Below are 11,652 nucleotides of genomic sequence, written 5' to 3'. Positions count from 1 at the left end.
GAAGGCCTGAACTTCATTATTCATCCATAATTTATTTATAAGATTTAAAACGCAAAATTAAATGATAGAGATGCATGATAATGAAAAGATTTTTAACTGGCTTAATCTTAAGCGTGGGTTCACTGGCAATTGCAGGCACAGCTTTGGCTGCCAATACTGCCGATGCAAAAAAACCGCAAGCTGCTGCTCAGCATAAAGATATGAATGGCAAAGGTTGCCCGCAACCGCTGAAAGGTACGAATGGCAAAGACCATCCGATGCCGCCGAAAGATGCGAATGGCAAAGACCGTCCGATGCCGCCAAAAGATGCAAATGGCAAAGACCGTCCAATGCCGCCAAAAGATGGGAACGGCTGCCCAATGCCGCCAAAAGATGTGAATGCTAAAGACCATCCGCAGCCGCCTAAGGCATAATTATCTGCGGTTATAGGTAATAATAAGTCATAAAAAGCGGGAATTTCCCGCTTTTTTACTCAATGTCTTTTAAAGTTTCAATGCATTTATCTTTATCTTATATAGCTGTTTTATATAGGCCAATCAAACAGGTGTAACGTTTTTACACATTCATTTTTATGGGTAGATTTAGAAATATTGAGCAATCAAGCCGAAGTTTGAACTATTTATAAGAGAATTATTGCAGATTAAACTGCTCCAAAGTTTGGCAAATGTCTTCTGCCAAAGCCGTCCAGTCATTAAACTCAGGCTCAATCAAAAGTGCCTGCGAAACAAAGCCATAACACACCCGTTGCATATTTAAAGCCATCTGTCTGAGTGATTCTTCATCTTTGATAAACGGCGCAAGAATACTGCGCCACATTTCAACCATCATGGCATAGCTTTTCCGGTAACTTTCAATATTTGAAATCTGCCGTTCCAGCAAAAATACCTGTGACCATAAAAACTGCTGCGCCTGAATTTGTTCAAGCTGAAAGTGAATGATTTGCTGTAAATAAGCCTGAAAATCCAAATCTGTGGATAACTTGATTAAGCTTTGTGCATAACTTTTTAAGCTCTCGGCATTGTGTTTGACATGCAGATGAATGGTCAGCGCAATTAAATCTTCCTTTCTGGAAAAATACTCATAAAAGGTTCCCAAGCCGACACCTGCGACATCGGTCATTTCCCGAATGGTGATTTGGCTGGCAGGGCGATCATGCAAAAGCCGAACAAAACTTTCCTGCAAGGCCTCTTGGGTGAGTTTCGCGCGGGACTGACGGGGCTTGCGCCGGACTTGAATCTCAGGATTTTTCATATTTATAGCGCCGAATAAAGCCGAACATCCTGCGGCAAAATTTTCTTTATACTGAAGTGAAACGCCAAGAACAACAAGCAGGAAATAAAAATGATGCAAACATGGATGACCCACACCATCAGCAATCAATTTGATGAATTGCAGGACTATAACCTGTTTGAAACCGACACAGTTTTGCAGGAAATTTTAGCGCGTTATGGCAGTCAGGATCAGGCAGCTTTAAGTCAAATGGCTAAAGCGGCGGGTTCAAGCGAATACTATGAATATGCCGATCTTGCCAATAGGCATGCACCGATTCTGCATGCTTTTGACGCGCGCGGCCGCCGTAAAGACTATATTGAATTTCATCCGGCTTGGCATAAATGGATGGCGCTTAACCGCCAGTTTAATACCCATGCACATCCTTTTGTCATGACTGCATCCGGCAGTAAATGGGTAGATTGGGCGAGCCGCTTTTATCTGGCTGGGCAGGTGGAATGCGGCAATCTTTGTCCAAATTCCATGACTTTGGGCAGTATTCCTTTAATTCAGCGTGAACCGGAACTTTGGGCAAAAATTGGCGATAAATTGCTGTCAAATGAATACGATGAACGCGATCTGCCGATTGCGCAGAAAAAGTCGATCTGGCTGGGCATGGGCATGACCGAAAAGCAGGGCGGCTCAGATGTGCGCGCCAATGAAACCGCTGCTGTACCTGTGGGGGATTCAGGCCGCGGCAAAGCGTATTTGCTGACAGGGCATAAATGGTTTTTCTCTGCGCCGATGTGCGATGCGCATTTGGTGGTGGCGAAAACTGAACAGGATGGCTTGGCCTGTTTCTTTGTCCCGCGCTGGCTGGATGATGGCAGCAAGAACAGCATACAGGTGCAGCGGCTGAAAGACAAAGTCGGCAACCGCAGCAACTCCAGTTCTGAAGTCGAATTTAAGAATGCGTGGGGCATCATGATCGGAGAAGCCGGACGCGGCATTCCGACCATTATTGAAATGGCGAACTACACCCGCTTAACCTGCTCCGTGGGCAGTACAGCCATGCTGCGTCAGGCGCTGGTGCAATGCATTGCCTATACCCGTCAACGCAAAGCGTTCGGTAAGCATCTGGCCGAACAGCCGCTGATGCAGGCGGTCTTGGCGGATTTAGCCTTGGAAACGGAAGCGGCTATGCATTTAAGTTTTCATTTGGCGCAGTGCTATGAAACAGATGATGTGCTGTCACTGGCATGGAAACGGATTATGACTCCTGCATCCAAGTTCTGGATTTGCAAGCGCGCGGTAGAACTGAGCGGCGAGATGATAGAAGTCTTCGGCGGCAATGGCTATGTCGACAATGGCATCATGGCGCGCATTTTTAAAGAAGCGCCAGTCAATACCATTTGGGAGGGTTCAGGCAATGTCATGTGCTTGGATGTGCTGCGCGCAATCAGCCGTGAGCCTGAATCTATCCAATTGCTGTTTAATGATTTAGCGGCTACTGCGCAAAAAGATGAAATATTGCAGAATGAACTGCAAAGTCTGTTTAAATTGTTTCATCAACGGCCTGAAGATCTGCAATTTATGGGGCGCAGCTTGGTCAGCCGTTTGACCCTTTTGGCGCAAGCGGTTTTATTAAAGCGCCATGCGCCCGAGTATGTGGCGGATGCATTTATTCACAGCCGCTATAACGCATTTCATGGCCGTGTTGCTGGCATGCTGGACGCCAAAATGGCGGATGCGGAGCGTTTGCTGGAAAGGGCTTTTGCGGTTTAAATTCAAGCTTTAAGTTTCCAGTACGGCAGGCAATGGCAGCGGAGAAGAGGATTGGCCGATGTGTAAATATTTAAAAAATAAATGCATATTCGAACTCCATTTATTTTGATCTTCGGCAATTAAATAGGTCGGCATGCGGGCAAGCGGCGCTTCAAGCGCGTGGATTTGTATTTGCGGATAAAAATGCGATTGCTGCACATATTTCAGCGGCAAAATAGCAATGCCGACATCTAAGCTGACACAGCTGACAATGCCATCCAGACTGCCCATTTCAAGAATATTGGCTGCGGGGAGCTGCTGGATAGAGAGGTAATGATCAATGGCTTTCCTGTAGCTGCAGCCTTGCTTGAAACTGATGAATTTTTTATGGCTTAAATATTCTGGGGATAAGGGATTTGGCGAACCTTTCGCAGTAATCAGCACCAGTTCTTCCGTCCAGACATGAAAATTAAACAAACCTGGAATTGGAGCATGATTGGCGATAAAAGCGCAATCGAGCTGTCCAGCCTGAACTGAATCAATCAGCTCACGCGTTGGGCCGGTGGTTAAGGTATAAGGAAATTGCAGATCCTGTTTTTGCAGATTTTGGAAAAGCGCCGGCAAGCGAATTGCGGCGGTGGTTTCCATGCTGCCAATTTCTAAAGGAAGGTTCGAATCTGAACTTGAATGATTGAATTGATTGAGAACCTCCTGATGAAGCTGCAGCATTTGTTCTGCAGCGCACAAAAGCTGCATGCCGGCACGTGTCGGACGGATGGGGTGCTGCCGATGCAAAAGCTCAGCCTGCAGCTCCGTTTCAAGCTTCTTGATATGCGCAGTGACATTGGACTGAACAGTATGCAGATGCTGGGCAGCAGCGGAAAAACTCTGCAGGTTGATGACAGCAGTAAATATTTCCAAAGACTTAATTTGCATTATTATCTCTTTTTAAGATAGTAGGTATCTCTTTAAATCATTATACATGATAGCTCGCGGCTGTTTTAATTTCACTGCATTTAACGGCAGAGGAGCGTGTTATGGATCATGTTTTTAGTGCGGGCAAGTTATTGTTGATTTTGTTTTTTTCAGCAGCTTGCGCCAGCGGGCTGTCGCATGTGGATACGCTGATTTTAGGGGGAGCAGCACAGGAGAATTTACATCAGCATATGGATTAGGCCTTTAAAAAACTGCAGTTTTTTGCCTGTAGGCTGAATGCATGGCTTGATCAATTATTTGAGGCTAAGGCTTGAATTTTTTATAAAACAGCGCAATATATGCACTGCATGCGTCAGATGTGCAAGCTAAAAAAACAGGTGGAAAAATGGCAAAGAGAAAAGCTGCGCCAGAGGTTGTGATCAACAACTTTGTGGCGAAACATATGCATGAGGTCAATAAAAGCCAAGTGTTTGTAGACCGGAAGAAAAATGCAAAACGCGGCTACAGCAAGCACAAAAAAGGGGGATATTCCAATGAGTATCTCCCTTTTTTAATGGCCGCTTAACAGCAGATACAGTTATCTTTTATTTGAAAACAAGTCACTTAAAAGTTTCGCTAAATCTTCTTTTCTTAAAGGTGCGGCTGCAGTTTTTCTCTGCGCGCTTTCATTTCTATGATGCACTGCCTTTTCAAGTTTCTTAGCCCTTTGCCTGAATAAATCTGGCGTAGCCTGCGCTGTATGCCGCTTTGCAAGATTGGCTGCCAGTACGGATGGATCATCTTTGCCTAAGCGCCGCTGCTGAATGCGGGTGATTTCAATGCCTAAAAGCGCTGGAACCGATGCCCGTACAGGGCCATGGCTGAAGCTTTGCACCGCCGCTGCTTTGGCTGAACGCGCTGATGTCTGCGGTTTTAATTTGAATTGTTTAAACGGCTTCGCGCTGATTACAAAGATGATCCCTGCAAAGACAAGGAACAGAATAAAATCCATACGCACCTCATCAAGGGCAGTGGCGTACAGCGCATGGCATGCACTGCGATGGATACCGCTCCGTCTTTTTTAATTCGGCTGAAGCGGTATGGCTAGAATGCTCTTTGAACGCTGAAATTAAGCGCTCACAATACGGGTTGACGCTTTTACCATGTCACCCAGACCATGGGTCTTAAAGTAATATTCCATCCAGCTTTTCACCATCAGCGGATTGCTCATTTTCAGCACACGCTCCAGCTGTTCTTGCGCTTCAGTCATAGGGACATGGCAAATGGCTTTACGGACGCGCAAAATATTACTTGAACTCATCGACAGGGTATTGAAGCCCATGGCCATCAGCAATACTGCAGACAGCGGATCGCCTGCCATTTCTCCGCAAATGCTGATCGGCTTGTCGTATTTGTGGCATTCCTGCACCAAACGTGTCAGAGCGCGCAAAACAGCGGGGTGCAGGTGTGAATAGACGTTGGCTACACGCGGATTGTTGCGGTCAACCGCCAGAAGATATTGGGTTAAATCGTTAGAGCCGACCGAGAAAAAATCCACCAGCTCAGAAAATTCTTCAATCTGCAGCAGCACGCTGGGCACTTCGACCATAATGCCGATTTTCGGTTTGGTGATTTTGACCTGCTCTTCTTCCTGAACGGCTTGCCAGTCACGGTCCAGCAAATACAGCGCTTCTTCCACTTCGCTGACACTGGTGACCATAGGCAGCAGAATATGCAAATTGTTCAGGCCTATGCTGGCTTTGAGCATGGCGCGGATTTGCGAAGAAAAAATTTCAGGGTGATCCAGTGTAAAGCGGATGCCGCGCCAGCCCAGCGCTGAGTTTTCTTCTTCAATCGAAAAATACGGCAAGTCTTTGTCAGCGCCAATATCCAGCGTACGCATGACCACGGGCTTGTTGGCAAAGTGGCTCAGCTGCTGGCGGTAAATCAGGCGCTGCTCTTCTTCGCCTGGGAAACGGTCGCGCAGCATGAATGGAATTTCAGAACGGTACAGGCCAACCCCTTTGGCGCCGCGCTGCACGCCGCGGACTACATCAATCATTAAACCGGTATTCACATACAGCTTGACTGCAACGCCGTCAGGCGTAATGGCGTCTTTGGTTTCGTACTGCTTTAAGTCTTTAGCGAGCAGTTCTTCTTCTTTTTGAATTTCTTTATAGCGGGTCCGCAGGCGGCGCGGCGGGTTAATGAAAACCCGGCCTTGATGCGCATCCACGATCATCTCGACATCATCAAGGCTGTTGATTGGCAACTCTGTGACACCGACAACGGTTGGAATGCCAAGCGCCCGCGCCACAATCACCATATGCGAGTTCATTGCGCCTTCAGTGGTGACAATGGCGGCAATTTTGTCGACAGGCAATTCTACCAGTGCCGCTGTGGAAATTTCATCGCCAATTAAAATGCTTTCATTGGTGATTTCACGGTGGCTGGCATCGGCTTCCTGCAAGGAAGCTAAAATACGGCGCCCTAAATCTTTCAGGTCAGACACGCGCTCACGCAGATAGTCATCTTCCATTTGGGCAAACAGCGCAATGTGCTTGTCGATGACGTTGCGTACAGCGCCTTGCGCCCAGTTGCCGTCACGGATTTCAGCCTTGATTTCTGCAGGCAGGGCGTTTTCATCCAGCATGCGCAAGAACACGCTGAATAAAGCGCGTTCTTCTGCCATTAAGGCATCCTGCATTTTGTCATCCAGCGACTGAATTTCCAGACGCACTGAATTGAGGGCGTTGTCCAGCAGCTCCAGTTCTTCACTGATGTCATCCGCTTCGCGGTCCGGCACAGCGGCTAAGTCGGCTGGCGGGTAGAGAATTACGGCGCGGCCGAGCGCAATGCCGCCAGAACCGGAAACCCCTTGGAAAGTTTTATAGGCGGGTAAATTATTCGGCTTGCGGAATACATCAATATTGCCGACGGCATGCGCATGCGCAATGACGCCTGACAGCTGCGCGCAGAGGGTGACCAAAAAGGATTCGGCCGCTTCGCTGAAATCCTGCGACTCTTTATTCTGCACCACCAAAACGCCCATGACTTTGCGGCGGTACATGACTGGAACACCAAGAAAAGAGTTGTAAATTTCTTCCCCGGTTTCCGGCAGGTACATAAAGCGTTCATGTTTCGGTGCATTGTCTAAATTGACGATTTCTTCCCGCTGCCCGACGAGGCCGACTAAGCCTTCGCTGGTATGCAGGGACACATTACCGACCGATTCAGCATTCAGGCCTTTTGAGGCCATGAGCAGATAACGGTGATTGCGTTCATCCAGCAGATAAATGGAGCAGACATCGACATGCATGGCCTCTGCAACCTGCTTGACCATGATGTCTAAAGATTCATGCAGGCTGGTGGACGCATTAATCTCTTGGACAATGCGCCTTAAGGTATCCAGCTGCATATTCGACATCGGGCCTGCTCCTAAAAAATGTTCCGCTTAATATCACTTAATTTATAACAAGAGTTATCTTAAAAATCTGCATCTTTCTGTGATTTTTAAGGTTTTTGCGGCAACTGTCCGCACAGCTCCACCATCGCTTTGCGGTACACATCGCGTTTAAAGTTCACGACCTGACCCAGCGGATACCAATAGCTTACCCACTGCCACTGGTCAAATTCAGGCGGATCGGCTAAATCCAGCTGAATATGCTGTACCGAAGCGGTCAGCTTCAGCAAAAACCACTTCTGCTTTTGACCAATACATACGGGGTCTGAATCTGGGCGTATATATCGATTTGGCAAACGGTAGCGCAGCCAACCTTTAGTTTGCGCGATAATCTGGACGTGTTCGGGCAATAAGCCAACTTCTTCTCTCAGTTCACGGAAAAGTGCCTGTTCGGGGGTTTCACCATACTGAATACCTCCTTGCGGAAATTGCCATGCATTGTGACCAATGCGTTTTGCCCATAAAACTTGACCGGATTCGTTTGCCAAAATGATCCCGACATTGGGTCGGAAACCTTCTGAGTCGATCATTTGGCTACCTAAATATTGTGTAATTTATAACTTTGCGTCCGGGGATTGTTATTTCTGCATCCAACTCGGATAAAGCAAAGTGTAAATAATGTTAAAATTGCTATGATCTTAACGAATTTCTATCGACTAGCGGAGATAGATTTACAAATTTTTTCTTAAATTTAAGCTTTTACGAGAATTTTCATGAAATTGGCGCTGTTTGATTTAGACCACACCTTATTAAATACAGATTCTGACCATTCGTGGGGGGAGTTCTTGGTCAATGAAGGCTTGGTGGATCCGATTCGGCACCGCGCCATGAACGATAAATTTTATGAAGACTACAAAGCCGGCCAGCTGGATCCGATTGCCTACAACGAATTTGTTTTTGAATTTCTGACCCAGCATGACAATGCTTATTTAACTGAATTGCATGAGCAATTCATGCAAAAAGTGATCCGCCCGAAAATGCGCCCTGAAGGCTTTAAGGCCATTCAGCGCCATAAAGATGCCGGCCATGCTTTGGTGGGCATTACCGCAACTTCAGATTTTATTACTGCACCGATTTTCCGTGAATTCGGCATTACAGAAATTATTGCCACCAATGCGGAAGTCGCGGATGGAAAATATACGGGTAAAGTGATCAATATTCCCTGCTATCAAAAAGGCAAGCTGGCGCGTCTGGATCAATGGCTGGAAGGGCGTGAAGTGGCTGAATCTTGGGCATATTCAGATTCAATCAATGACCGCTTCTTGCTGGAATATGCCGATCATGCCGTTGCTGTGAATCCTGATGAGCGTTTAGAAGCGCTGGCCAAAGAACAGGGCTGGGCAATTCAGGACTGGTCAATTTAGCTTTTGCCGCCTTAGCTGCGCTGTAGAACACTAGGATGCGGCATTTCAGGATGCTGCTTTAACATGAAAATACTCCAAGATTAAATTGCAGATGACGAGTGAATTATTAGCCTCAGAACGTTCTCAGGCGGAATTATTAGAGATATTTATGGGCCCGCGCGCGCGGTCTTATTTAAATCTTGCGCAGGGACGAACCGCGGCTTTCAGCTGGGCGGGCTTGATCTTCGGCATTTATTGGCTGCTGTACCGGAAAATGTATGCGTACTTTTTCTTAACACTGGCTTGCGGGCTTTTTCTTGGGCTGATTTCACAGATTATTGGCTTGGAGCCGCAATATGCGCTTGGTCTGGGACTGATTCCCAACCTTGTTCTGGGCTGCATAGGCAAGCGTCTGTATGCTGAATTTGCCGCGGATAAAGTAAAAGCCTATCGGAAAAATACGCAGTACAAAGCAAGCATCTTTGCCGAAGCTGGAGGCACAGCGCTGAGTATGCCGCTGCTGTGGCTCTTTACTCAGATTGGTTTGGTGATGATGCTGACGACGCCTTTCTTGAAATATTAAGCGTCAATTTGGGGAATTGAGTACCGGGTACATCCATGTTATATCCTTAGAGAGAAAATAATTGCCAAGCAATCATGAATAATCAATAAGGAGAAAAAGCAATGAGTGTACGTCCAAGAATGACCAATCTTTTTGAGCAGCTGGGTTTAGATTCAAGCGAAGAAGCGATTGAGCTGTTTATTGCGACTCATCAGCTGAACGCGAAAACTAAAATTACTGAAGCCGATTATTGGACAGAAGGGCAGCGTCAATTTTTAGCGGAAAAAATAAAATCGGACGGCAGTTGGGCAATTATTGTGGATCAGCTGAATGAGTCTTTGCATGAAGACTCAGTAGAAAAATAGCCAGGCATAGCAGGGACAGCCTGCAGCCGATGCGGGAAGCTTTAACTCTCAGCATTAAAAAACTGCCAGTTGGGCGGTTTTTTAATGCTGTTTTTCAGACAGGATGGGTTTTATGGAAGCTGCTTCATGATATGGACCAGCGCTTCGGCTGCTTTGGACTGGGTGCGTCCCGGATGCCAAACCATGCCCAGCTGCCGGTTCATGTCTAAATTGATATCCAGCTGCTGCAGATCCTGATTCAAGAGGGTTTTGGGCAGCACAGACCAGCCAAGGCCAATTGAAACCAGCATGCGGATAGATTCCAGCGGGTTATTGCTCATAGTGACTTTAGGCTTTACACCCTGTTTTTCAAATTCCGCCAAAGTAATTTGGCTGGTATAGGTCTGCGATGCAGGCAGCAGGCTTGGATACTGGATGAGATCTTCTAAGCTCAAATTCTGCTGCTGCGCTAAAGGGTGAAAAGGCGCCGCCACAAATACCAGCGGGTCATTCCAAATGTTGACATAGCTCAGGCGGGCATCCAGCTGCGGCGGAAGGGTAAGAAAGGCCAGTTCTAGATCGCCAGCAAGCACTTGTTCATGCGCCTGCTCTGAATCAACAAAATGAACATCCAGCGTGACATCAGGATAATGCTGCACATAGTTGCGCAAATGGCTGGGCAAATGGTGCAGGCCAATATGGTGGCTGGTGCCGACTTTGAGCTTGCCTTGCACTTGCCCTTGCTCATGGCTGAGGGTGTTGTGAATATCGCCCAGCTCATTGAGCCAGTTTTTGACTTTAGGCAGCAGGGAATGCGCAGCATGTGTCGCCTGAACACCGCGTCCGGCGGATTCAAACAGCTTCACGCCGAAATATTCTTCTAGGCTGTGTATGCGCTTGGTGACTGCAGGCTGGGTAATAAAAAGCTGATCAGCGGCCAGAGAAATAGATCCTGTTTCCATGACTTTAACAAAGGCTTCAAAGGCGGCGAGATTCATCTTAAATTACCTATAAAGATTTTTTATGCTAATTTTATTATTTAGAAATTTTAAGAATTAATCAAAGGAAAAGTTGTATCTATTGATTTAAATATAAGCATTTATAAAAAAGTCATGCATGCAGAGGCAGGCGGCTGATGCTGGCGGGTAGAAGAACAGAATAATATCAAGATAAAAAGCGGAATGACTTTATCAACAGGAGAGGTTGCGGTATCCGGTTGAAAATCACTCAGTTTGGCGATGTATTGACTTGATGATGCATTGCATTGGCCTGTACTGGATAGAGCGGTTTTTTGCGCCGGAAAAGCAAAACCGCCTGAGGGCGGCTTGAGAGGAATTTTGGCAAACAATCCGGCAGAGATGTCTTGATTTTACTGCGCCGATTTCTTTTCCCAGAATTTTTCATGAAAGAAGAATGCTACGGCCTGAACCGTCGGTTCCAGCAAGCTTAAAGCAATCGCCATTGCTAAACTGCCTGTTACAAAGTAGCCCACCAACATAGCCACCGTGATGTGCATAATGTAATAACTGAAAGTCTTTTTTAAGGTTTTCTGGTTGCAGTCTACAAACTTTTGGATGTTAGCCATGGGGGATTCCTCGATCTTTGCTTTTGAATATTTTTAAATAATAATCATTATCATTTAAAATGTAAAAGCGGATTTTATTTTATTTAATATCGTTTTTACAGATGATAAATTAAAAGCTCTTGATGAAGGGGGAAGGGTGTCAATGAGGAATACTTTTCCCATAGGGTGAATGCAATGGATATTAAGCATATAAAAAATCTTCTGGATATTTTTGAAGGCACAGTCGAACGCCGCTGTGCAATCTATGAGATTGCCGATGATGAAGATGACGAAAACAGAGCCGCCGCCGAATGCGGTGCAGCCAAAGCGGAACTGATTCGCGCTATTGAACAGCTGGTGCAGCACAAGGAAGATTCATCGGCTTAGGGCATAGGCCTTATATTCGGATGCAAATCCGCAGGCAGGCCGCGCCTTTCAAGTGCTTAGCTACAGAAACTCAATCTTCTGGCGCTTGATCGGGTGTTTGC

Annotated in this window: 15 protein-coding genes; 8 read left to right on the top strand and 7 right to left on the bottom strand. The window is 46.5% G+C overall.

Going from position 1 to position 11,652, the window contains the following annotated elements:
- The first annotated feature begins 80 nt into the window (after positions 1-80).
- The gene (locus AZH43_RS04095; protein WP_067666861.1) at positions 81-413 is read left to right on the top strand and encodes a hypothetical protein; all 333 of its coding nucleotides are present in this window, start codon (positions 81-83) and stop codon (positions 411-413) included.
- Between the two features lie 217 nt (positions 414-630).
- Here the strand turns inward: AZH43_RS04095 and AZH43_RS04090 are convergent, their stop codons facing one another.
- Positions 631-1,251, bottom strand: coding sequence for a TetR/AcrR family transcriptional regulator (locus AZH43_RS04090; RefSeq protein ID WP_067666976.1), 621 nt, complete (start codon positions 1,249-1,251; stop codon positions 631-633).
- Between the two features lie 90 nt (positions 1,252-1,341).
- On the opposite strand from AZH43_RS04090, the gene AZH43_RS04085 reads away from it, so the two are divergent.
- The gene (locus AZH43_RS04085) at positions 1,342-2,994 is read left to right on the top strand and encodes an acyl-CoA dehydrogenase family protein (RefSeq protein WP_067666859.1); all 1,653 of its coding nucleotides are present in this window, start codon (positions 1,342-1,344) and stop codon (positions 2,992-2,994) included.
- A gap of 9 nt (positions 2,995-3,003) precedes the next feature.
- Here AZH43_RS04085 and AZH43_RS04080 read toward each other — a convergent pair whose 3' ends face one another.
- A complete protein-coding gene (locus tag AZH43_RS04080; RefSeq protein WP_067666857.1) occupies positions 3,004-3,909 on the bottom strand; it encodes a LysR family transcriptional regulator in 906 nt (301 codons plus the stop codon).
- A 101-nt stretch (positions 3,910-4,010) separates the two neighbouring features.
- Between AZH43_RS04080 and AZH43_RS18645 the strand changes: the two genes are divergently transcribed.
- Both AZH43_RS18645 and AZH43_RS04075 read left to right on the top strand, forming a co-directional pair.
- Positions 4,011-4,148: a hypothetical protein gene (locus AZH43_RS18645; RefSeq protein WP_162840075.1), complete on the top strand. Its 138-nt coding sequence runs from the start codon at positions 4,011-4,013 to the stop codon at positions 4,146-4,148.
- Between the two features lie 146 nt (positions 4,149-4,294).
- A complete protein-coding gene (locus AZH43_RS04075) occupies positions 4,295-4,474 on the top strand; it encodes a DUF7230 family protein (protein WP_067666974.1) in 180 nt (59 codons plus the stop codon).
- A gap of 12 nt (positions 4,475-4,486) precedes the next feature.
- On the opposite strand, the gene AZH43_RS04070 is transcribed toward AZH43_RS04075, so the two are convergent.
- The 3 genes from AZH43_RS04070 to AZH43_RS04060 all read right to left on the bottom strand — a co-directional run bounded on the left by AZH43_RS04070 (position 4,487) and on the right by AZH43_RS04060 (position 7,881).
- Positions 4,487-4,900: a hypothetical protein gene (locus AZH43_RS04070; RefSeq protein ID WP_067666855.1), complete on the bottom strand. Its 414-nt coding sequence runs from the start codon at positions 4,898-4,900 to the stop codon at positions 4,487-4,489.
- Between the two features lie 117 nt (positions 4,901-5,017).
- Positions 5,018-7,315, bottom strand: a complete 2,298-nt coding sequence (ptsP, locus tag AZH43_RS04065; RefSeq protein ID WP_067666853.1) for a phosphoenolpyruvate--protein phosphotransferase — start codon at positions 7,313-7,315, stop codon at positions 5,018-5,020.
- Between the two features lie 86 nt (positions 7,316-7,401).
- On the bottom strand, positions 7,402-7,881 hold the full coding sequence (locus tag AZH43_RS04060; RefSeq protein ID WP_067666852.1) for an RNA pyrophosphohydrolase: 480 nt from the start codon (positions 7,879-7,881) through the stop codon (positions 7,402-7,404).
- 183 nt (positions 7,882-8,064) lie between these two features.
- Between AZH43_RS04060 and AZH43_RS04055 the strand changes: the two genes are divergently transcribed.
- The 3 genes from AZH43_RS04055 to AZH43_RS04045 all read left to right on the top strand — a co-directional run bounded on the left by AZH43_RS04055 (position 8,065) and on the right by AZH43_RS04045 (position 9,621).
- Positions 8,065-8,715: an HAD family hydrolase gene (locus AZH43_RS04055; RefSeq protein WP_067666851.1), complete on the top strand. Its 651-nt coding sequence runs from the start codon at positions 8,065-8,067 to the stop codon at positions 8,713-8,715.
- Positions 8,716-8,806: 91 nt separating this feature from the next.
- Complete coding sequence (locus AZH43_RS04050; protein WP_067666850.1) at positions 8,807-9,277, top strand: DUF2628 domain-containing protein; 471 nt, start codon at positions 8,807-8,809, stop codon at positions 9,275-9,277.
- Between the two features lie 101 nt (positions 9,278-9,378).
- Complete coding sequence (locus AZH43_RS04045; RefSeq protein ID WP_067666848.1) at positions 9,379-9,621, top strand: DUF2789 domain-containing protein; 243 nt, start codon at positions 9,379-9,381, stop codon at positions 9,619-9,621.
- Positions 9,622-9,731: 110 nt separating this feature from the next.
- Here AZH43_RS04045 and AZH43_RS04040 read toward each other — a convergent pair whose 3' ends face one another.
- Together AZH43_RS04040 and AZH43_RS04030 are read right to left on the bottom strand one after the other, a co-directional pair.
- Complete coding sequence (locus tag AZH43_RS04040; RefSeq protein WP_067666846.1) at positions 9,732-10,598, bottom strand: LysR family transcriptional regulator; 867 nt, start codon at positions 10,596-10,598, stop codon at positions 9,732-9,734.
- Positions 10,599-10,969: 371 nt separating this feature from the next.
- On the bottom strand, positions 10,970-11,185 hold the full coding sequence (locus AZH43_RS04030) for a DUF2061 domain-containing protein (RefSeq protein ID WP_067666842.1): 216 nt from the start codon (positions 11,183-11,185) through the stop codon (positions 10,970-10,972).
- Positions 11,186-11,359: 174 nt separating this feature from the next.
- On the opposite strand from AZH43_RS04030, the gene AZH43_RS04025 reads away from it, so the two are divergent.
- Entirely contained in the window at positions 11,360-11,551 is a 192-nt protein-coding gene (locus AZH43_RS04025; protein ID WP_067666840.1) for a hypothetical protein, read from the top strand.
- Positions 11,552-11,652: the final 101 nt, after the last annotated feature.

Origin of the sequence: Acinetobacter pragensis (assembly GCF_001605895.1) — a bacterium.
In the GTDB taxonomy this organism is placed as follows: Bacteria; Pseudomonadota; Gammaproteobacteria; order Pseudomonadales; family Moraxellaceae; genus Acinetobacter; species Acinetobacter pragensis.
Note: the sequence above shows the minus strand (reverse complement) of the source record. Positions and strands in the feature narration are given on the sequence as shown.